Genomic DNA, 21,278 nt, shown 5'->3' on the forward strand with positions numbered 1-21,278 from the left:
GGCAGTTGGGGCCCAGGGAAGGGACGATCAGCCGCGGTGACGACCGCGGAAGTAGTTGATCAGCCCCTGGGTCGAGCCATCTTCGGCACTGTCTTCCAGGCTGCCGACCAGGCGCTGGTAGACCCCCTTGCCCAGCTCTTTGCCCAGTTCCACACCCCACTGGTCAAAGGCGTTGATGCCCCAGATGACGCTCTGCACGAACACCTTGTGCTCATACATCGCCACCAGCGCGCCGAGACGGCGTGGGCTGATGCGTTCGACCACCAGGGTATTGCTCGGGCGATTGCCCGGGATCACCTTGTGCGGCGCCAGCTTCTCGATGTCTGCATCGTTGAGCCCCTTGGCACGCAGCTCGGCCTCGGCTTCGGCGCGGGTCTTGCCCAGCATCAGGGCCTGGCTCTGGGACAGGCAGTTGGCATACAGCCATTGGTGATGGTCGGCCACCGGGTTGAAGCTCACCACCGGGACGATGAAGTCCGCTGGGATCAGTTGGGTGCCCTGGTGCAGCAACTGGTGGTAGGCATGCTGGCCGTTGCAGCCGACACCGCCCCAGATCACCGGGCCGGTGTCGGTCTTCACGGGCCTGCCATCTTGCAGCACGCTCTTGCCGTTGGACTCCATGTCCAATTGCTGCAGGTGCTTGGTGATGTTGCGCAGGTAGTGGTCGTACGGCAGGATCGCGTGGCTCTGGGCACCCCAGAAATTGCCGTACCACACGCCCAGCAGGGCCAGCAGCACCGGCATGTTGCTGGCGAACGGCGCGGTCTGGAAGTGCTGGTCCATGGTGTAGGCACCCGACAGCAGTTCCTTGAAGTTGGCTGTGCCGATGGCCAGGGCGATCGGCAGGCCGATGGCCGACCACAGCGAGTAGCGCCCGCCTACCCAGTCCCACATGGGGAAGATGTTCTCTTCGCGGATGCCGAAGGCCACGGCGGCGGCCTTGTTGCTCGAGACGGCGATGAAGTGGCGGTACAGCTCGGCTTCCGAGCCGCCCTGGGCCAGGTACCAGGTACGCGCGGCGGTGGCGTTCTTCAGGGTTTCCAGGGTGTTGAACGATTTCGACGAGACGATGAACAGGGTGGTCTCGGCGCGCAGGTTGGCCGACAGTTCATGGAATTCGCTGCCGTCGATGTTCGCCAGGTAGTGGCAGCGCACGCCACGCTGGGCGTACGGCAGCAGGGCCTCGGAAACCAGCTCGGGGCCCAGGAACGAGCCGCCGATGCCGATGTTCACCACATCGGTGATCGGCTTTTCGCTGTAGCCACGCCACAGGCCGTCATGGATGCGGCCGACCAGCTCGGTGATCTGGTTGAGCACCTTGTGCACTTCCGGCATCACGTTGACGCCATTCACGCTGAGCTTGTCGCCCACCGGGCGGCGCAGGGCGGTGTGCAGCACTGGGCGACCTTCCGATGCGTTGATGATCTCGCCGTCGAACATCGACCTGATGGCGTGCGCAAGGCCCACCTCGTTGGCCAGGTTCACCAGCAGGTCGCGGGTCTGTTCGGTGATCAGGTTCTTCGAGTAGTCGAGGAACAGGCCACAGCTGCTCAGGGAGAATTGTTCGAAGCGCTTGGCGTCGGCGGCGAAGGCTTCGCGCATGCTGAAGCCCTGCATGGCGTCGCGGTGTTGCTGGAGCGCCTGCCAGGCGGGCAGCGCCGTCACATCGTGGGGGGTACGGTAATACGCCATTGCGGATGTTTTCCTTGGTGCGTGGTCTGGCCTTGGACACTGGCAGTTGTTGCCAGTTGCAGGGTGGCCATCATTATAGGCATTGGCGGCTTGGGGGGAATGGGGGAGAGGAGCTGGGGCGCTGTGCGCCCCTTTCGCGACACAAGGCCGCTCCCACAGACACCGAACTGGGTTGCCTGGGGGAGCGGCCTTGTGTCGCGAGGGGCTGCGAGGGTTACGCGGTCTTTTCGTCCAGATGCACGTACAGGTTGTCGATCAAGCGGGTCGTGCCCAGGTAGGCCGCTGCCAGGATCACCAGGTCGCGATCGTCCAGCATGGCCGGGCGCAGGGTCAGGGCGTGGCGCACTTCCAGGTAGTCCGGGCGCAAGCCCGCGGCCACCAGTTGTGCCTGGCCTTCGGCGAGCAGCGCCGGGTAGTCGCGCCGCCCGCGTCGAAGGGCCTCGCCCAGTTCGCTCAGCACGCGGTACAGGGCAGGCGCCGTGGCCCGCTGTTCCGGGGTCAGGTAACCGTTGCGCGACGACAATGCCAGGCCGTCCTCGGCACGTACGGTGGGCTCGCCGATGATCTGGATCGGCATGTTCAGGTCGCGCACCATGGCGCGGATCACCGCCAGTTGCTGGAAGTCCTTCTCGCCGAACACGGCCAGGTCGGGCTGGACCATGTTGAACAGCTTGTTGACCACCGTCGCCACGCCCTCGAAGTGCCCGGGGCGGCTGGCACCGCACAGGCCTTCGGAGAGCTGCGGCACGCTGACCCGGGTCTGCACGGCCATGCCGTCGGGGTACATCTCCTCGACGCCAGGCGCGAACAGCAGGTGGCAACCGGCCTGGAGCAGGCGCTCCTGGTCGGCGGCGAGGGTGCGCGGATACTTGTCGAGGTCTTCGCCCGCGCCGAATTGCAGCGGGTTGACGAAGATGCTGGCGACCACGAAGTCGGCGCGCTGGGCGGCCTTGGTCACCAGGGCGGCGTGGCCGCTGTGCAGGTTGCCCATGGTCGGTACGAAGCCGATGCGCTTGCCCTCGCCGCGGGCACGCGCTACGGCGGCGCGCAATTCTCGGACGGTCTTGACTGTGTTCATGCGCTGAACCCGTGTTCGCTGCCTGGGAAGCTGACGTCCTTGACCGCTGCGACATAGGCGGCGAAGGCGCCCTGGATGTCCGCCTGGCCGGCCATGAAGTTCTTCACGAACTTCGGCACCCGGCCGCTCAGGGACAGGCCGAGCATGTCGTGCATGACCAGCACCTGGCCATCGGTCGCGCTGCCGGCGCCGATACCGATCACCGGGATGCCCACCGCCTGGGTGATTTCTGCGGCCAGCTCGCTGGGCACGCATTCGAGCAGCAGCATGGCCGCACCGGCCTGCTCCAGGGCGATGGCATCGGCACGCATCTGCCGCGCCTGGGCTTCCTGGCGCCCCTGGACCTTGTAGCCACCGAGCACGTTGACCGTCTGTGGGGTCAGGCCCATGTGCGCGCACACCGGCACGCCGCGTTCGGCCAGCAGGCGGATGGTCTCGGCCAGCCAGGCAGCGCCTTCGATCTTGATCATGTGGGCGCCGGCCTGCATCAGCGTGGCGCAGTTGGCGAAGGCCTGCTCGGGGGTGGCGTGGGCCATGAACGGCAGGTCGGCGAGGATCAGCGCACCGTCATTGCCACGCTTGACGCTGGCGGTGTGGTAGGCCATCTCGGCGGTGGTGACGGGCAGGGTGCTGTCATGGCCCTGCAGGACCATCCCCAAGGAGTCCCCCACCAGCAGGACTTCCACGCCGGCCTGGCTGGCGATCTTGGCGAAGGTCGCGTCGTAGCAGGTCAGCATGGTGATTTTCTCACCCTTGGCCTTGAGGCCGTGCAGGGTAGTCAGGGTTACTTCAGGCATGTAGGAAATCCTCGTTCAGGCGCTGTGAAAAACGACTGCGTACAACGCGTGTATTCATCTTCCGGAGCGGCACATCATCGCGTGTGATGTTCGGGGCACAGGTCCGTCCGAGCCTAAATAGGTGATATGCGGCACATCGGCGCCACGGGACGCCTATAGTCGTGAGCGAGGGGGGGGAAGTCAATCACCCTGTTACCGCATTGTTACGATCAGGGTGTTACTGGCGTTACCGCCAGGGGGAACGCCCGGTCTACAGGCGTTCCAGGCCGACGAACGGGCAATCTGCCAGCAGTTGCGCCAAGGCACGGCCGTCGGCGAGGCGGAAGTCGGTCGGTACCAGCTCGGCCAGCGGGTAGAGCACGAAAGGGCGGGCCTGCATGTGGTAGTGCGGGACTTTGAGGCGGGGTACGTCGATCACCTGGTCGCCGTACAGCAGCACGTCCAGGTCGAGGGTACGCGGGCCCCAGCGTTCCTTGCGCTCGCGGCCCTGGTCGTTCTCGATGGCCTGCAGGGCGTCGAGCAGGGCCAGCGGTTCCAGGCTGGTGTCCAGGGCGGCCACGGCATTGGTGTAGCGTGGCTGGCCGGGCAGCAGCGAGTCGCTGGCATAGAAGGCGGACGCCGCCGCCAGGCGGCTAGCGGCGAGGCTATCCAGCGCCCCAAGGGCGCTGCGCAACTGCTCGGCAGGATCGGCCAGGTTGCTGCCCAGGCCGATGTAGGCGCGCGTCGTCATGCTCAGTCCCAGGTCTCGTCAGTGCTGCGCTTGCGCTTTGCACCACTGCGCTTGCGCTTGCGAGGCGCAGCGGCGGCACCCTCGTCGCGGCTGCCCAGCTCGCGGATCATGTCGCGCCGCTCGCTGTCGCTGGCTTCCTGGTAGTCGGTCCACCACTGGCCGAGGTCGTCGGTCTGCTCACCGGCGCTTTCACGCAGCAGCAGGAAGTCGTAGCCGGCGCGGAAGCGCGGGTTGTCCAGCATGGCATCGGCACGTTTGCCGCTGCGCCGTGGCAGGCGCTCCTGCATGTCCCAGATCTCGCGGATCGGCAGGGTGAAGCGTTTGGGAATGGCGATGCGCTGGCATTGCTCGGCGATCAGGTCGTGGGCGGCTTCGTTCATCGCCGGGATCGGCGGCACGCCCTGGCTCTGCAGGTACAGGGCGCGGCCTGGCAAGGCCGGCCAGAGCAGGGCGGCGAACAGGAACGCCGGAGTCACCGGTTTGCCCTGCTTGACCCGCAGGTCGGTGTTGCTCAGCGCCTGGCTGATCAGGGTGTGCGTGTAGGTCGGGCGTTCTTCCAGTGCGTGGGTGCTGGCCGGGAACAGAGGGTCGAACAGTTGCAGGTCGACCAGCATCTCGAAGGAGATCGCCCCTTGGCCGGAGAGGAACAGCTTGAGGCTTTCCTCGAACAGACGCGCCGGGGGGATCTCGCGCAACAGTGGCGCCAGCTCGCGGATCGGTTGCACGGTGTGCTTCTCGATGCCGAAGTCGAGCTTGGCGGCGAAGCGCACGGCACGCAGCATGCGCACTGGGTCTTCCTGGTAGCGCTGGGTCGGGTCGCCGATCAGGCGCAGCAGGCGATTGCGGATATCGTGCACGCCGTTGGCATAGTCGAGGATGCGCTCGCTGACCGGGTCGTAGTACAGGGCGTTGATGGTGAAGTCGCGACGCTGGGCATCGTCTTCCAGGGTGCCGTACACGTTGTCGCGCAGGATACGCCCGCTGGCATTGTGCGACGAACGGTGGCTGTCGCCCTGGTCTTCTTCGGTGTGATGGGCACGGAAGGTGGCGACTTCGATGATCTCACGGCCGAAATGCACGTGGACCAGCTTGAAGCGGCGACCGATGATGCGAGCATTGCGAAACTCGGCGCGCACCTGCTCGGGGGTGGCGCTGGTGGCGACGTCGAAGTCCTTGGGCGTGATGCCCAGCAGCAGGTCGCGGACGCAGCCACCGACCAGGTAGGCCTGGTAGCCGGCGCTCTGCAGGCGCTCGACGATGCTCACCGCGTGGCGGCTGAACTGGCTGCGCTGCAGCGAGTGCTGGCTCTTGTTGATCACTTCAGGCGTGGTGCGCCTGTGGTGTTGACCACGAACGGGAGGACGGAACGACTGGAACAGCTTCTTCAGCATGGGATGCACTGTTTGAAGGAATGTTCGGCCAAGAATAGGAGAATGGCCGCATGATGGGCGGGGATTCTAGCATTTACTCGGGGAATGGTGTAGGCGGTGCGCCAAGGGCTGTAGGCGGGAGAAACGACATGGGGAGCCGAGGCTCCCCAAGAAGTCGTTGCGTGCTCTTGTTGTTCTTCTGCTGGGCTTCTTGTTTTTGTTGAGTGCCCTGCCCACAAATCTCGAAGCTTGTGGACGACCCCCAACCCGGGGGTGAAGAGCAAACGGATTGCTTTGGTCGCTGATGTTATGTTGATCGTTCGATCCAACCAGTTCAGGCGCTGCTTTTTAGTGCAGTTTTTGTTGTTCTCTGCCTGGTTGTGGGGCAAGCCCAAACACAACTCCTCTCCAAAAGAATCAGTTAGCTGCGCCTCCGCCGTCTTGTTTTTATTGTGCGTGAGCCGTTTCGTCTTGTTCTTATTCTGGGTTGCAGTGCTTGTTATTGTTCTTGTGCCAGAGATATAGCAGATGCCGTGCCAACTTTTGAAAACCCAATGAAAACGGGGGCTTAGCAGCATTGAGAGGGATTCGGCGGGCAAAAAATGTAGACATTTCGTTACCGTACGCCTCGGCGGATGTTACGTCTGGGTTGGTGGGGTAACAGATTCCGGGGCGTCTTGGGGCTACCTTGCAGCCCCAAATGAGATCTGCCACTGGATCGAGTCGATCACAGATGACGGGCTTGCCCGCGAATGGGGGGAGGCCGAGGAGGAGGCAGGAGGACACTCTCCTGCCTATATAGAGGAAGGGCGATCAGTTGTCGCTGGTAGCGTTGCTCTTGCGCCGCGGGATACCCAGGCGCTGGCGCCGCTCCCACAGGCACTTGCGGCTGACGCCCAGCTTGCGGGCCAGCTCGGTCTCGGTCATGTGGTCCTGGTGTTCGAGGACGAAGTGCTGGAAGTAGTCTTCCAGCGAGAGGTCCTCGGTCGGCTCGTGGCTGGCGTTGTTGGCGTTGGCGTTGGATGCGGACGGGCTGCTGTCGAAGGCTTCCTCGTCCTCCAGATCGCTCAGCTCGATGTCGATGCCCAGCAGGTCGGCGGAGATTTCCGCGCTCTCGCTGAGGATCACCGCGCGTTCCACTGCGTTCTCCAGTTCACGCACGTTGCCCGGCCAGCCGTAGTGGCGGATCGCTTGCTCGGCCTCGCTGGAGAAGTGCAGGTCGTCACGCCCGATGCGTGCGCTCTGGCGAGCCAGGAAGGCATTGGCGATCTCGTTGACATCGCTGCCGCGCTCACGCAGGGCCGGCAGTTTCAGGGCGATGACGTGCAGGCGGTAATAAAGGTCTTCACGGAACTGGCCGGCCTTGGCCAGGTTCTTCAGGTCGCGGTGGGTCGCGGCGATCAGGCGTACGTCGACTTTCTGCGACTGCACCGAGCCGACTCGGCGGATCTCGCCTTCCTGCAGCACACGCAGCAGGCGCGCCTGGGCCTCCAGCGGCAGTTCGCCGATCTCGTCGAGGAACAGGGTGCCGCCGTCGGCCGCTTCCACCAGGCCCGCACGGCCGGCGTTGGCGCCGGTGAAGGCGCCTTTCTCGTGGCCGAACAGCTCCGACTCGATCAGAGTTTCCGGAATGGCCGCGCAGTTCACCGAGATCATCGGTGCCTTGGCCCGCCGCGACAGGTTGTGCAGGGCTCGGGCGACCAGTTCCTTGCCGGTGCCGGACTCACCCTGGATCAGTACATTGGAATCGGTGGGCGCGACCTTGCGGATCTTGCCGTACAGGTCTTGCATGGGCGGGCAGGAGCCGATGATGCCGATCTCGCCGTTGGCCGCTGCGGCGCTGCCCTTGTCGGCCGTGGCGGCCCTGCCGTTGGCCCGTGGTTCGGCGCTGGTGGGGGCGGCCGGGGCGTTTTGCCGGTCGCGCAGGATGCGCGCCACGGCCTGGAGCATCTCGTCGTGGTCGAAGGGCTTGGCGATGTAGTCCACCGCGCCCATTTTCATCGAGTCCACCGCCGAGCGCAGGCTGGCGTAGCTGGTCATGATCAGCACCGGCGTGCCCTGGCCGAGCTTGATCAACTCGGTGCCGGGGGCGCCGGGCAGGCGCAGGTCGCTGACGATCAGGTCGAAGGTGGCAATGCTGAAGCGCTCCTGGGCTTCCTGCACCGAGCCGGCCTCGCTGACCTGGTACTGGTTGCGTTCGAGCAGGCGGCGCAGGGCCGAACGGATGATGGTTTCGTCTTCGACGATCAGAATGTGCGGCATTGATTCAATTCTCTCGACGGTCTCGAATTTCAGGGGACGTCGCTACGACATGCCGGGGCAGGGTCACGCGGATCCGGGTGCCACGCTGCCGTTCGATATCGGCCGGGCTGTCGATGGTGATTTGCCCATAATGCTCTTCCACGATGGAATAGACCAGAGCAAGCCCAAGTCCGGTGCCTTCGCCCGGGTCCTTGGTGGTGAAGAAAGGTTCGAACAGGCGGTCCATGATGTTCTTCGGGATCCCGCTGCCCTCGTCCTCGACGATCAGGTCGACGGTGTGCTCGTTCGTTTCGCTGCGCACCCGCACGGCGCTGCCGGGCGGCGAGGCGTCACGGGCATTGGAGAGCAGGTTGATCAGCACCTGGGCCAGACGCTGGGGGTCGCCCTCGACCCAGTGGTCGGGGTCGCAGAGGTTGAAGAACTGTACTTCGAAATTGCGCCGGTTCAACGCCAGCAGACCAATGGCATCCTGCGCCACCTCGGCCAGGCACACCGGCTCCTCGCTGTTCTGGTGGCTGCCGCCGGCATGGGCGAAGCTCATCAGCGACTGGACGATGCGCGAGACGCGCTTGGTCTGCTCGATGATCTGGCTGGACAGCTCGGTGATCTCGCCATCGTCCTCGCGCTCCTCGCGCAGGTTCTGCGCCAGACAGGCGATGCCGGTGATCGGGTTGCCGATCTCGTGGGCCACGCCCGCGGCCAGGCGGCCGATGCTGGCCAGGCGCTCGGAGTGCACCAGCTTGTCTTCCAGGGCCTGGGTCTCGGTGAGGTCCTCGACCAGCAGCACCAGGCCGCTGTTGCCGGGCGACAGCGGTTCGGCGATGGCGGCCTTGTGCAGGTTGAGCCAGCGGGTCTGGCCGTCCAGGGCCAGGCGCTGCTTGTGCAGGTGTTCGTCGGGCACGTTGATGAAGTTCTGCAGCAGGCTGCGCCAGGGCTCCGCGACGGTGACCAGGCGCGAGCCGACCACGTGCTTGGCGGCGACCCCGGTCAGCTCCTCCATGGCCTTGTTCCACATCAGGATCTCCTGGTCCTTGGCCAGCGAGCAGACGCCCATGGGCAGTTCCTGCAGGGTCTGGCGGTGGTAGCGGCGCAGGGCATCGAGTTCGGCGGCAAGGCCGGTCAGGCGCGAGTGGTAGTCTTCCAGGCGGCTTTCGATGAAGTGAATGTCTTCGGTGACGTAGTTCTCGTTGCCGGACTTGTACGGCAGGAAGGTCTCGACCATGTCTTGGGCCACGCTCGGGCCCATCAGGCCGGACAGGTTGGCCTCGATGCGGTCGCGCAGCCGGCGCAGGGCATAGGGGCGACGCTCGTCGAAGGGCAGGTAGAGGTCGCGCAGGGCCTGTTCGACTTCCTTCTGCGCAGCCTTGGCGCCCAGTGGCTTGGCCAGCTGGGTGGCGAACTCCTGTGGCGAGGCGGCGTGCAGTTCGCGGCGCTGGGGGCGGCGCACGTTGTCCACCGCACAGGCCTCGGCCGCGCTGACTTCTTCGCTGCTGGCATTGGTGAACAGCGAGATCAGGGTGAACAGCAGGACGTTGGCCGCCAGCGAGGCGATTGCCGCCATGTGCCAGCTGGTGTCGTCCAGCACGTAGATCATGTTCAGCAACGGGATATAGAAGCCTTGCAGGTTGCCCAGCAGGGGCAGCAGCATGGTCACCATCCACACCGAGATGCCCGCCAGCAGGCCGGCGATGAAACCGCGCCGGTTGGCGGTCGGCCAGTACAGCACCGAGAGCACGCCGGGCAGGAACTGCAAGGTGGCGACGAAGGCGACGATACCCAGGTTGGCCAGGCTCTGGTGGTAGTTCTGGGTCAGGTAGAAGACGAAGCCTGCGGCGATGATGGCGACGATCAGGGCGCGCCGGGTCCACTTCAGCCAGCGGTAGATGTTACCTTCGGCCGGCGGCTGGTAGAGCGGCAGCACCAGGTGGTTGAGGGCCATGCCCGAGAGGGCCAGGGTCGTGACGATGATCAGCCCGCTGGAAGCGGATAGCCCACCGACATAAGCCAGCAGGGTCAGGGCCTGGTTGTCGGCGGCGATCCCCAGGCCGAGGGTGAAGTACTCCGGGTTGGTGCTCGCCCCCAGGCGCAGGCCTGCCCAGAGGATCAGCGGCACGGCCAGGCTCATCAGCAGCAGGAACAGCGGCAGGCCCCAGCTGGCGCTGACCAGCGAGCGGGGGTTGAGGTTCTCGGTGAAGGCCATGTGGTACATGTGCGGCATGACGATGGCCGAGGCGAAGAACACCAGCAGCAGGGTGCGCCATGGCCCCTCCTGCAAGGGTGTGTGCAGCGCGGCCAGCGCGGTCTGGTTCTGCAGCAGCCAGACTTCCAGCTGGTGCGGGCCACCGAACACGCCGTACAGCGCGTACAGGCCGATGCCGCCCAAGGCCAGCAGCTTGATCACCGATTCGAAGGCGATGGCGAACACCAGGCCTTCGTGCTTCTCGCGCGTGGCGATGTGGCGCGAGCCGAAGAAGATGGTGAAGAGAATGATCAGCACACAGAAGGCGAAGGCCACCCGGGCCTTCACCGGCTCACCGGTAAGGATGCTGATCGAGTCGGCCACCGCCTGGATCTGCAGCGCCAGCAGAGGCAGCACGCCGACCAGCATGAAGATGGTGGTCAGCGCACCGGCCCAGGTGCTGCGGAAACGAAATGCCAGCAGGTCGGCCAGCGACGAGAGCTGGTAGGTGCGGGTGATCTTGAGGATCGGGTAGAGCAGCACCGGTGCCAGCAGGAAGGCCCCGGAGACCCCCAGGTAGCAGGCCAGGAAGCCATAGCCGTACTGGTAGGCCAGGCCCACCGAGCCGTAGAACGCCCAGGCACTGGCATAGACGCCCAGCGACAGGGTGTAGGTCAGTGGGTGGCGGATGAGCGAACGCGGGATCAGCCCTCGTTCGCTGATCCAGGCCACGCCGAACAGCACCAGCAGGTAGGCGGCGCTGATCAGGATCATCTGGGTCAGGCTAAAGCTCATCGGCATCTCGTTGGCTCTGCAGGATGAAGGTGACGACGATCAGGATCAGCCAGAGCAGGTAGGGGCGGTACCAGGCACCGGTCGGTTCGATCCACCAGTCCATGATGGCCGGGGAGAACAGGTAGATCCCCACGACCAGAAGCAGGACCAAACGATAGATGTACATGCTGGCCTCGATGGTTGGGCGCTGCGGGCTTGGACTTATTATTGGCGCAAATGGCTGCGGCGATGCTAGCGGGATTCAGCCTTGCTCGGCAACAATTTGAATTTGTTGGATTTTTCCAAGCGCTCTCCACTTATCCCTGGAGCCCCTTGGCATCAATGCAGCTCGGCCTCTGGCAGGGTGCGCTGCCGTGCGATGGCCTCGGGGCGCCAGCGCTGGCGCGCCACCGCCAGCACTTCGGCGGGGCTGGCGCTTTCCAGCGCCGGCTCCGTGACCTGGCCCAGGGCCCGCAAGGCGCGCAACAGCAGCGGCGTGGCCTGGTCGGCCGCCAGTGGCGGCGAGCGATACGACTTGCCCAGCTTGTGCCCGTCCGGCTGCACGATCAAGGGAATGTGCAGGTAACGCGGCTGGGAAAATCCCAGCAGTTCCTGCAGGTACAGCTGGCGTGGGGTGTTGTCCAGCAGGTCGGCGCCGCGCACGATGTCGGTGACGCCCTGCCAGGCATCGTCCAGCACCACTGCCAGTTGGTAGGCATAGAGCCCATCCCGGCGCTGGATGACGAAGTCGCCCACGTCGCGGCCCAGGTGCTGTTGGAAATCGCCCTGGACCCGGTCGGTGAAGCGGTAGACCAGCTCCGGCACCCGCAGGCGGATCGCCGCTCCTTCGCGGGCATGGCCCGCGTTGCGGCACAGCCCCGGGTACACCCCGCCATAAGCTTCGAGCTGCTTGCGCGAACAGGTACAGGCGTAGGCCAGGCCCATGCTCAGTAGGCGTTCGACCACCTCGGCATAGGCTTCGTGGCGCAGGCTCTGGTACACCACCTCGCCATCCCATTCCAGGCCATAGCGCTCCAGGGTTTGCAGGATGGCATCCCGGGCGCCGGGCATCTCCCGCGGTGGGTCGGTGTCTTCCACGCGCAGCAGCCAGCGGCCTGCGGCGGCGCGGGCATCGAGCCAGGAGGCGAGGGCGGCGACCAGCGAGCCGAAGTGCAGGAAGCCACTGGGGGTGGGGGCGAAACGCCCAATGTAGCGGGAGTCGTTCATGGTTTTTTGCAGGGCTACCAAATGAAACGGGGCGCCTATAGCGCCCCGTTCGGTCGGGAATCAGGTCAACCCTTGCCGACCTGCTTTTCCTTCTTCTCCGCCAGCTCCTTGCAGTCGAAGCACAGGTCGGCGGTAGGGCGGGCCTCCAGGCGGCGCAGGCCGATTTCGACGCCGCAGGCCTCGCACCAGCCGTACTCTTCGTCCTGGATGGACTGCAGGGTCTTGTCGATCTTCTTGATCAGCTTGCGCTCGCGATCGCGGTTGCGCAGTTCCAGGGCGAACTCTTCTTCCTGGCTGGCACGGTCGGCGGGGTCGGGGAAGTTGGCCGCTTCATCCTTCATGTGGTCTACGGTCCGATCCACACTGGTCATCAGCTCTTGCTTCCAGGCGCTCAGGAGCTTGATGAAATGCTTGCGCATGGGTTCACCCATGTACTCCTCGCCCGGTGTTTCCTTATAGGGTTCGACACCGTACATGGTCTGACCGGCTTTTTGCTTTTCTACGGTGGACATGAATAGACCGCCTCTCACTCATCTGATCCAATGCGCAGGCTGCTCCATCTCCGGCGACCGCCGGCCCTGCGACTGCGAGCCGCCGAACTTACCAGATAGATCGGGGGTGCGCTACCCCGCCCGATCCTAGGAATTGACAGCAGCGCTAGCCGCGCGTTCGATGCTGCGCAAGGGTAGAATCAACAGTTTAGACCCAATTGAGAGAAGGCCCATGGCCCAGCCCCACAGTGCGCGTAGTCGCGCCATCGAACCCTTCCACGTCATGGCCTTGCTGGCACGTGCCAACGAGTTGCAGGCGGCCGGCCATGATGTCATTCACCTGGAGATCGGCGAGCCGGACTTCACCACCGCCGAGCCCATCGTGGCAGCGGGCCAGGCGGCGCTGGCCGCCGGCCATACCCGTTACACCGCCGCCCGTGGATTGCCGGCGCTGCGCGAGGCGATCGCCGGCTTCTATGGTCAGCGCTATGGCGTCGACCTCGACCCCGAACGCATTCTCATCACGCCGGGTGGCTCCGGTGCTCTGCTGCTGGCCAGCAGCCTGCTGGTCGACCCTGGCAAGCACTGGCTGCTGGCAGACCCTGGCTACCCGTGCAATCGTCACTTCCTGCGCCTGGTAGAAGGCGGCGCGCAGCTGGTACCGGTGGGCCCCGAAGTCAACTACCAACTGACCGCCGACCTGGTCGAGCGCCACTGGGACAAGGACACCGTGGGCGCCCTGGTGGCTTCGCCGGCCAACCCCACCGGTACGGTGCTCGACCGTCAGGCCCTGGCCAGCCTGTCCCAGGCCACCCGCGAACGCCATGGCCACCTGGTGGTGGACGAGATCTACCATGGCCTGACCTATGGCATGGACGCGCCGAGCGTCCTGGAAGTGGATGACCAGGCGTTTGTCCTGAATAGTTTTTCCAAGTATTTCGGCATGACCGGCTGGCGGCTTGGCTGGCTGGTGGCGCCACCCTCTGCGGTGGGCGACCTGGAAAAGCTGGCGCAGAACCTCTACATCAGTGCCCCGAGCATGGCCCAGCATGCCGCGCTGGCGTGCTTCGAGCCGCAGACCCTGGCGATTCTCGAGGCGCGTCGCGCCGAGTTCGCCCGCCGTCGCGACTTCCTGCTGCCGGCCCTGCGCGAGCTGGGCTTCGGCATTGCCGTGGAGCCCCAGGGCGCTTTCTACCTGTACGCCGACATCAGTGCCTTCGGCGGCGATGCCTTCGCCTTCTGCCGGCATTTCCTGGAGACCGAGCACGTGGCATTCACCCCGGGCCTGGATTTCGGCCGCCACCACGCCAGCCACCATGTGCGTTTCGCCTACACCCAGAGCCTGCCGCGCCTGGAAGAGGCGGTGCAGCGTATCGCCCGTGGCCTGCGGAGCTGGCAAGGCTGATGCTGTTCTTTCCCGAACTCGAACAGGCGCGCCTGCTGCGTCGCTACAAACGCTTCCTGGCCGACATCGAGCTGGCCAACGGCGAACAGTTGACCATCCACTGCCCCAACACCGGCTCCATGCTCAACTGCATGCGTGAAGGCGGGCAGGTCTGGTTCAGCCGCTCCAACGACCCCAAGCGCAAGCTGCCGGGCACCTGGGAGATCAGCGAGACGCCCCAGGGACGCCTGGCCTGTGTCAACACCGGCCGGGCCAATGCCCTGGTCGAGGAGGCGCTGCGCGCCGGGCTGATCGCCGAACTGGCCGGGTTCACCGCGCTCAGGCGCGAAGTGGCCTATGGCGAGGAGGGCAGCCGGGTGGATTTTCGCCTGGAGTTCGCCGAGGGCCCGGCCTATGTGGAGGTCAAGAGCGTCACCCTGGGCTACCCGGACACCCCGGTCGCCGCCTTCCCCGATGCGGTGACCCAGCGCGGTGCCAAGCACCTGCGTGAGTTGGCGGCCCTGGCGCGCCAGGGTATCCGTGCGGTGCAGCTGTATTGCGTGAACCTCACCGGGATAGAAGCGGTGCGCCCAGCTGAGGAGATCGACGCCGCCTACGCCCAGGCCCTGCGCGCCGCGGTGGCGGATGGTGTCGAGGTCCTGGCCTATGGCACACGCCTGGATGCCTCGCGAATCGTCATCGACCGCCCGCTGCCGGTGCTGCTCACGCCTTGAGCCAGATGCCCTGGCTGTCTTCCAGGCAGTCCAAGGCTTGTAGCCGGTCACCTTCGCAGGGGCCGGCCACGCATTCGCCGCTCTCGATCAGGAACAGTGCCCCATGATGGGCGCAATGGATCAGGCTGGCGCTGTCGTCGAGAAAGGCGTTTTCATCCCAGTTCAGGGCGATGCCCCGGTGCGGGCAGCGGTTGCGATAGAGATAGACCCGGCCCTGGCGGCGCACGCCGAACAGTCGTTCGCCAGCTACGCTGAAGGCGCGGCTGTGGCCTTCGGCGAGGTCGGTGGAGGTGCAGAGAAAATGCATCGCAGGGTACGGCTCGTGTAACGAAGGGATGGCTTGACGCTTCAATGCGAATAATTATCAAATTGCCCGCATGCGCTGTGTACGCCTGCCTATGGTGCGCAGTTCCGCCGTCCGCCACAAGGCGTGCGGCCTGCCTTCTGCAAAGGAATACGATGATGCGTCGTCCCGCTGCCCTGGCCGCCTTGTGCGCCGGCCTTGTCCTCGCCACCCAGGCCCTGGCCGCCGAGCTGCCGCAACGCTGGGTCAGTGCCGGTGGCGCCTTGAGCGAGTGGATCAGTGCCTTGGGCGGCGAGCAGCGCCTGGTGGGCGTCGATACCACCAGCCAGCACCCCGAATCGCTCAAGGCCTTGCCCAGCATCGGCTACCAGCGCCAGTTGTCTGCCGAGGGCATTCTCAGCCTGCGTCCGGATGTGCTGGTCGGCACCGAGGAGATGGGCCCGCCACCGGTGCTGGCGCAGATCCGCAAGGCCGGTGTGCGGGTCGAGCTGTTCTCCAGCAAGGCCGAACTGGGGGCCGTGGACGAGAACCTCAAGCATTTGGGCAGCCTGCTGGGGGCCGAGCAGAAGGCCGCCGAGCTCGCCGCCGGGTACCACCAGCAGCTCGACGCGCTGCAGGCCAAGGTCAAGCAGGCCCAGGCCAGCCAGCAGGCGCCGGGCGTGCTGCTGCTGGTCGGCCATGCCGGCGCCAAGCCGCTGATCGCCGGGCAAGGCACGGCCGGCGACTGGCTGCTGCGCCAGGCCGGCGCGCGCAACCTGGCCGATCACCAGGGCTACAAGAACTTTTCCGTGGAGGCCTTGGCGGCCCTGGACCCGGATGTGGTGGTGTTCTCCGACCGCAGCCTGAGCGGCGAGCAAGCCTTGCAGGCGCTGCTCAAGGAGAACCCGGCCCTGGCCGCTTCCCGGGCGGTGCGTGACAAACGCCTGGTGTCCCTCGATCCGACCCTGTTGGTCGGTGGCCTGGGGCCGCGCCTGCCGGCCACCCTGCATGAGCTGGCTGGCGCCTTCTATCCGGCGGCCAAGGGCTCGCTCGCCCAATGAAGCGGCGGGTCCAGCCGCGCACGCTGTTCATCTGCCTGACCCTGCTGTGCCTGCTGGCGATCTGGCTGTCGCTGGCCCTGGGCCCGGTAAGCCTGCCGTTGTTCGACACCTTGCGCGCCGGCTTGCACCTGTTGGGGCTGCCCATCGCCGCCGAGGGCCTGGAGCAGGCCGGGATGATCCTGGGGCAGATCCGCCTGCCGCGTACCTTGCTGGGGCTGGCGGTCGGGGCGGTGTTGGCGCTCTGCGGGGTGGCCATGCAGGGGCTGTTCCGCAATCCCCTCGCCGACCCGGGGTTGGTCGGGGTCGCCAGTGGTGCGGCCCTGGGGGCGGCGGTGGCGATCGTCGGTGGTAGCTGGCTGGGCGGTATTCCGGAAGTGCTCGCACCTTACCTGTTGTCGGTCTGTGCGTTCATCGGCGGCCTCGGGGTGACGGCGCTGGTCTACCGCCTGGGCCGTCGCGACGGCCAGACCAATGTCGCCACCATGCTGCTGGCCGGGATCGCCCTGACCGCCCTGGGCGGCTCGGCGGTCGGCCTGTTCACCTACCTGGCCGACGACGCCACCCTGCGTACCTTGACCTTCTGGAACCTGGGCAGCCTCAATGGCGCCAGCTACGAACGCCTGTGGCCCTTGCTGCTGGTGGCCGTGGCGGTGGCACTGTGGCTGCCGCGGCGTGCCCAGGCACTCAATGCCTTGTTACTGGGTGAGTCGGAGGCGCGCCATCTGGGGATCGAGGTGGAGTCGCTCAAGCGCGAACTGGTGTTCTGTACCGCCCTGGGCGTGGGCGCGGCCGTCGCTGCTGCCGGGCTCATCGGTTTCATCGGCCTGGTGGTGCCGCACCTGGTACGCCTGGTGGCAGGGCCCGATCACCGGGTGCTGTTGCCGGCTTCGTTGCTGGCGGGTGGCTCGCTGCTGCTGTTCGCCGACCTGGTGGCACGCCTGGCCCTGGCGCCGGCGGAGCTGCCGATTGGTATCGTCACGGCTTTCATCGGCGCGCCGTTCTTCCTGTTCCTGCTGGTTCGAGGGCGGCACTGATGCTTGAAGTCGAAGGCCTGCACCTGCGCCGTGGCGCGACCGAGGTGCTGCACGATATCCGGTTGGAACTGCGCCCCAGCCAGGTCCTGGGTGTGCTCGGGCCCAACGGTGCCGGCAAGAGCAGCCTGCTGGCCGCCTTGTGCGGGGAGCTGGCGCCCAGCCAGGGCCGGGTACGCTTGCTGGGGCGCGAGCTGGGGGATTGGACAGGGCAGGAGCGGGCCCGTCGCCTGGCCGTGCTGCCGCAGGTTTCCAACCTTGGCTTTGCCTTTCGCGTCGAGGAGGTGGTTGGCCTTGGCCGGTTGCCCCACGCCAGCGGCCAGCAGCGCGACCGGGAAATCGTCGAAGCGGCCCTGCGCGCGGCGGATGCCAGCCATCTGGTGGAGCGCAGTTACCTGGCGTTGTCCGGGGGCGAGCGCCAACGGGTGCACCTGGCTCGGGTCCTGGCCCAGCTGTGGCCGGGCGAGGAGGGCACCACGCTGCTGCTGGACGAACCGACCTCGATGCTCGACCCGCTGCACCAGCACACGACCCTGCAGGCGGTGCGCAGCTTCGCCGACCGTGGCGCGGCAGTGCTGGTGATCCTGCATGACCTGAACCTGGCGGCGCGCTACTGTGACCATATCCTGTTGCTGGAGCAGGGCCGCTGCCATGCCCTGGATACCCCGCAGCGGGTCCTGACTCCCGATGCGCTCAAAGCGGTGTTCGGCATCGACGTGCTGGTCCAGCCGCATCCGGAGCGTGGTCATCCGCTGATCATCACCCGCTAGGAGGCTTCCCCCATGCGCCATCCCTTGTTGTGCGGCCTGCCGATCCTGCTGGCCCTGGTGCTGGTGGGCTGCCAGGCCAGCTTGCCAGCCCTGCCTGCGTGGCAGAGCAGCGAGGGGCGCGACAGTACGCAACTGGGGCAGATCCGTGACCTGGCCAGTGGCGAGGTGCTCAGCCCCGGGCAACTGGTGGCGCGCCTGGCCCAGGCGCCACGGGTACTGGTGGGAGAAAAGCACGACAACCCCGATCATCACGCTCTGCAACTGTGGTTGCTGCGCGCCCTGGAAGCCCACCGTCCCCAGGGCAGCCTGCTATTGGAGATGCTGCAGCCTTCGCAGCAGCCGCTGGTCGATGCGCTGCAAGGCCAGGCGACGCTGCCCGAGGACCTGCCCAAGGCCTTGGCCTGGCAGGAGGGCTGGGACTGGCAGTTGTACGGGCCGATCGTGCGGGAGGCATTGCGGCGCCCCGTCCCGCTGCTGGCGGCCAACCTGTCGCAGGATGAAGTACGCCAGGCCTATCGCGATTCGCCGGTGTTGCCAGGAGAGCGCTCGAATGCGCCGGTCGTGAAGGCTGCGCTGCTCGAGCAGGTGCGCGCCGGGCACTGTGGCCTGCTGCCTGAAACGCAGCTACCCGCCATGCTGGCTGTCCAGCAGCAACGTGATCGGCGTATCGCCGAGCGGGTACTCGCCGCTGCGCAACCGGCCTTGCTGTTCACGGGCAGCTACCACGCGCGCAAGGACCTGGGGGTACCACTGCACCTGGCCGACCTGGGGGCCCAAGGCGAGACGAAGGTGCTGTTGCTGGCGGAGGTTGGCGAGCAGGTTGGGCCGGGCATGGCCGATTATGTGTGGTACACCGCAGCCTTGCCGGAGCAGGACTATTGTGCCCAGTTGCGGCGCTGATCGCGCTCGGCCGGGTTCGGAATTTCCAGGCAAAAAAAGACCCGGCAAATTGCCGGGTCAATAACCGTGATTAGCCTGATGAGGAGATAATCTGAAAGTCCGAACCAGGGGCTGTCAGTTTATCCAACCAGTCTCGCGACCAGTTGTGATAATCATAACGATTCTCATTTCGTCGTCAATACCTTCGCTCCGATTATTTTGATTTTTTCTGCGCAGGGCTCTTGGCATCCAGTTGTTGGTCGAGTGCCTGCTTGCGCTCGGGCGGCAGGTCGTTCCAGTGCATGTCGAGCAGTGCCGCCTCGATCGAGTACAACAGCACCTTCGAGGCCCGGAAGCCCCGCGACTTCACGGCCTGGTAGGCACCGACCGCGCCCAGCCGGCGCAGGTCCGAGGCACTGTGGATGCCGACGGCGTGGAGCCATTGCGCGGAGGTCTTGCCAAGATTTCTCAGATGCTGCAATTCATCGTTCATCGGGCCTCCTTGCGATGGCTGAACGAGTGTCGTGGGGATAAATCGCGAGCAGGTCAGAGAGGAGTGTAGCGGGGGTTGGGAAATACGCGGCCTTTTGCCATCGGCGAGGGGCGAGGTAGGGCTGCGCGATGCCAGGAATCGGGACTGCTTCGCAGTCCATCGCCGGCAAGCCCACACGCAGGGTGCAGCGGTGCTCACACCACATCATCAGCCATGCAGAGGGCTGTGGGGGAGTCGGCTTGCCGGCGATAGGGCATACCCAGGGCCCGAGCCAACCACGAATGATGCGGCTTGCCGGGGCATCTTGTGGGAGCGGCCTTGTGTCGCGAAAGGACTGCCTAGCAGCCCCAGGATCCCCGCCGCCCCACCAGGATCCTGGTTGTGCCTCAGATACCCGGCAGGCGCTGGCGGATCTGCTCGATCAACTGGTCCATGCTGGCGCTTTCCTGAGTGTCCACACGCTTGCTGTGTTGCTGTTCATTGGCATCCAGCGGGTCGCGGCTGGCCTGTTGCGCCTTGATCACCTCCAAGGTGGCGTCGGAGGGGTCGTCGTTCGCCGCCTGGCGCTGTTCCAGCCAGCTGGCGATGACCGCATCCGGGGCATGGCAGTCGAGGATCAAGAAAGGCACGCCAGTCTCGCTGGCGACCTCTGCCGCCGCCTGGCGCTGCTCATGCTTGAGGTAGGTGGCATCGAGCACCACCGGGAAACCGGCACGCAGGATGATCGCGGCCAGGTCATGCAGGCGCTGGTAGGTGGCGCGGCTGGCGTCCTGATCGTAGATCCCGGTTTGCACCTGCCCGCTGTTCTGCGGCGTCTGCTCGCCGAACAGGCGCTTGCGCTCGACATCCGAGCGCACGCGGATCGCCCCCAGCGACTCGACCAGGCGCATGGCCACGTGGCTCTTGCCCACTGCCGAGACACCGTGGGTGATGGCCAGCAGGCGCGAGGGGATGGCGCTGTAGCTCTCTGCCAGGTTGGCGTAGTTGCGATAGGTACGCAGGGTGGTGGCGCGCTGCACGCCATCGGCTCCGGCCGGCATGCTGAACAGGGCGACCTTGGCGCGTACCAGGGCGCGGTAGGCCTTGTAGAAGTTGAGCAGCTCCAGGCCTTCGTAGTCGCCGGTCAGTTCCAGGTACTGGCTGATGAAACGCCGGGCCAGGCATTTGAGGCCGCGGTCTTCCAGGTCCATGGCCAGGAAGGCGGTATCGGCGTAGACATCGGTCAGGCGGAACGGCTCGTTGAACTCGATGCAGTCGAAGATCACTACCTTGCCGTCGATCAGGGTGGCGTTGCCCAGGTGGACGTCGCCGTGGCATTCGCGGATGAAGCCGTTGGCCTTGCGTGCCGCGAGCAGGTCGTACAGGCGGTCGAAGCTGGCGCGGGCCCAGGCCTGCAGGTTGTCCAGCTGCTGCAGGTCGGCCTTGTCGTTGAGGAACGGACGGATCTGCTCGAAGTTCTGCTCCACCGGCGCCATGACGCTTTCCGGCGTACCCAGCGGGTGTTCGACCGGGACCCTGGGCGCCTGCAGGTGGAATTCGGCGAGCTGCCGAGCCATCTGGTCGATGTGGCCGGCGTTCAGTTCACCGTTGGCCTGCAAGGTCGCGAGCATCTGGCCCTGGGGGAACTGGCGCATCTTCAGGGCGTACTCGATCGGCTCGCCTTCGCCATCCAATTGCGGGGCCTCGGGGCTACCGGTGATCGGCAACACTTCCAGGTACAGACCGTCGGTCAGGCGCTGGTTCAGGCGCAGTTCTTCGTGGCAGAAGTGGCGGCGCTGGTCCAGGGCGGTGAAGTCGAGGAAGCCGAAGTTCATCGGCTTCTTGATCTTGTAGGCGTACTCGCCGGTCAGCAGCACCCAGGAGATATGCGTCTCGATGAGTTGGAACCCGTCTACCGGATGCGGGTAGAGGGCGGGGTTCTGCAGTGCGCTGATCAGGGCTTGGCTCACGGGCAATCCTTCAGGAGTTAGGGAATTCGAAAGCGACATTATGGTCAATGGTGCCGTCCCTGCATACCGCCGGAAATACTGGCGATCGTACGCG

The 21,278-nt window shown here is 65.7% G+C and carries 19 protein-coding genes; 6 read left to right on the forward strand and 13 right to left on the reverse strand.

The window, feature by feature from the left end:
• Positions 1–27: 27 nt before the first annotated feature.
• From pgi to dksA, 10 genes are all read right to left on the reverse strand, one after another.
• On the reverse strand, positions 28–1,692 hold the full coding sequence (pgi, locus tag ABFA30_RS03790) for a glucose-6-phosphate isomerase (protein WP_225790243.1): 1,665 nt from the start codon (positions 1,690–1,692) through the stop codon (positions 28–30).
• A 214-nt stretch (positions 1,693–1,906) separates the two neighbouring features.
• Positions 1,907–2,770, reverse strand: a complete 864-nt coding sequence (gene panC / locus ABFA30_RS03795; RefSeq protein ID WP_253091394.1) for a pantoate--beta-alanine ligase — start codon at positions 2,768–2,770, stop codon at positions 1,907–1,909.
• Entirely contained in the window at positions 2,767–3,567 is an 801-nt protein-coding gene (panB, locus tag ABFA30_RS03800; protein ID WP_225790241.1) for a 3-methyl-2-oxobutanoate hydroxymethyltransferase, read from the reverse strand. Before panB ends, panC begins: the two co-directional genes overlap by 4 nt.
• 250 nt (positions 3,568–3,817) lie before the next feature.
• Positions 3,818–4,297, reverse strand: a complete 480-nt coding sequence (gene folK / locus ABFA30_RS03805; RefSeq protein ID WP_225790240.1) for a 2-amino-4-hydroxy-6-hydroxymethyldihydropteridine diphosphokinase — start codon at positions 4,295–4,297, stop codon at positions 3,818–3,820.
• 2 nt (positions 4,298–4,299) lie between these two features.
• Positions 4,300–5,688, reverse strand: a complete 1,389-nt coding sequence (locus tag ABFA30_RS03810) for a polynucleotide adenylyltransferase PcnB (RefSeq protein WP_225790239.1) — start codon at positions 5,686–5,688, stop codon at positions 4,300–4,302.
• Positions 5,689–6,480: 792 nt separating this feature from the next.
• Positions 6,481–7,929, reverse strand: coding sequence for a sigma-54-dependent transcriptional regulator (locus tag ABFA30_RS03815; protein WP_410045167.1), 1,449 nt, complete (start codon positions 7,927–7,929; stop codon positions 6,481–6,483).
• A gap of 4 nt (positions 7,930–7,933) precedes the next feature.
• Positions 7,934–10,909, reverse strand: coding sequence for a sensor histidine kinase (locus tag ABFA30_RS03820; RefSeq protein ID WP_225790237.1), 2,976 nt, complete (start codon positions 10,907–10,909; stop codon positions 7,934–7,936).
• Complete coding sequence (locus ABFA30_RS03825) at positions 10,893–11,069, reverse strand: hypothetical protein (RefSeq protein WP_003250005.1); 177 nt, start codon at positions 11,067–11,069, stop codon at positions 10,893–10,895. The genes ABFA30_RS03820 and ABFA30_RS03825 overlap by 17 nt, the downstream gene beginning before the upstream one ends.
• A 152-nt stretch (positions 11,070–11,221) precedes the next feature.
• Complete coding sequence (gene gluQRS, locus ABFA30_RS03830) at positions 11,222–12,109, reverse strand: tRNA glutamyl-Q(34) synthetase GluQRS (protein ID WP_225790236.1); 888 nt, start codon at positions 12,107–12,109, stop codon at positions 11,222–11,224.
• A gap of 65 nt (positions 12,110–12,174) precedes the next feature.
• Positions 12,175–12,621 carry an RNA polymerase-binding protein DksA gene (gene dksA / locus ABFA30_RS03835; protein ID WP_225790235.1) on the reverse strand — a complete coding sequence of 149 codons (447 nt, stop codon included), beginning with the start codon at positions 12,619–12,621 and terminating at the stop codon, positions 12,175–12,177.
• Between the two features lie 211 nt (positions 12,622–12,832).
• Here dksA and ABFA30_RS03840 point away from each other — a divergent pair, with 211 nt between their 5' ends.
• Positions 12,833–14,005, forward strand: a complete 1,173-nt coding sequence (locus ABFA30_RS03840; protein WP_410045168.1) for a pyridoxal phosphate-dependent aminotransferase — start codon at positions 12,833–12,835, stop codon at positions 14,003–14,005.
• On the forward strand, positions 14,005–14,718 hold the full coding sequence (gene sfsA, locus ABFA30_RS03845) for a DNA/RNA nuclease SfsA (RefSeq protein WP_225790233.1): 714 nt from the start codon (positions 14,005–14,007) through the stop codon (positions 14,716–14,718). The genes ABFA30_RS03840 and sfsA overlap by 1 nt, the downstream gene beginning before the upstream one ends.
• Here sfsA and ABFA30_RS03850 read toward each other — a convergent pair.
• Positions 14,708–15,025, reverse strand: a complete 318-nt coding sequence (locus tag ABFA30_RS03850) for a Rieske (2Fe-2S) protein (protein WP_225790232.1) — start codon at positions 15,023–15,025, stop codon at positions 14,708–14,710. The genes sfsA and ABFA30_RS03850 overlap by 11 nt on opposite strands.
• A 152-nt stretch (positions 15,026–15,177) precedes the next feature.
• On the opposite strand from ABFA30_RS03850, the gene ABFA30_RS03855 reads away from it, so the two are divergent.
• The 4 genes from ABFA30_RS03855 to ABFA30_RS03870 are packed head-to-tail and all read left to right on the forward strand — an operon-like array spanning position 15,178 to position 18,763.
• Positions 15,178–16,062, forward strand: a complete 885-nt coding sequence (locus ABFA30_RS03855) for a hemin ABC transporter substrate-binding protein (protein WP_225790231.1) — start codon at positions 15,178–15,180, stop codon at positions 16,060–16,062.
• 50 nt (positions 16,063–16,112) lie between these two features.
• Positions 16,113–17,096 (forward strand): FecCD family ABC transporter permease, encoded by a 984-nt coding sequence (locus ABFA30_RS03860; protein WP_225790294.1) that lies wholly within the window; start codon positions 16,113–16,115, stop codon positions 17,094–17,096.
• The gene (locus tag ABFA30_RS03865) at positions 17,096–17,863 is read left to right on the forward strand and encodes a heme ABC transporter ATP-binding protein (protein WP_225790230.1); all 768 of its coding nucleotides are present in this window, start codon (positions 17,096–17,098) and stop codon (positions 17,861–17,863) included. Before ABFA30_RS03860 ends, ABFA30_RS03865 begins: the two co-directional genes overlap by 1 nt.
• Positions 17,864–17,875: 12 nt before the next feature.
• Positions 17,876–18,763 carry a ChaN family lipoprotein gene (locus tag ABFA30_RS03870; protein ID WP_225790229.1) on the forward strand — a complete coding sequence of 296 codons (888 nt, stop codon included), beginning with the start codon at positions 17,876–17,878 and terminating at the stop codon, positions 18,761–18,763.
• 193 nt (positions 18,764–18,956) lie between these two features.
• Here the strand turns inward: ABFA30_RS03870 and ABFA30_RS03875 are convergent, their stop codons facing one another.
• Both ABFA30_RS03875 and ABFA30_RS03880 read right to left on the reverse strand, forming a co-directional pair.
• Entirely contained in the window at positions 18,957–19,235 is a 279-nt protein-coding gene (locus ABFA30_RS03875; protein WP_253080741.1) for a TfoX/Sxy family protein, read from the reverse strand.
• 386 nt (positions 19,236–19,621) lie between these two features.
• The gene (locus ABFA30_RS03880) at positions 19,622–21,184 is read right to left on the reverse strand and encodes an AAA family ATPase (RefSeq protein WP_253080742.1); all 1,563 of its coding nucleotides are present in this window, start codon (positions 21,182–21,184) and stop codon (positions 19,622–19,624) included.
• Positions 21,185–21,278: the final 94 nt, after the last annotated feature.

Origin of the sequence: Pseudomonas sp. HLMP (assembly GCF_046365545.1) — a bacterium.
Classification (GTDB): Bacteria; Pseudomonadota; Gammaproteobacteria; order Pseudomonadales; family Pseudomonadaceae; genus Aquipseudomonas; species Aquipseudomonas guariconensis_B.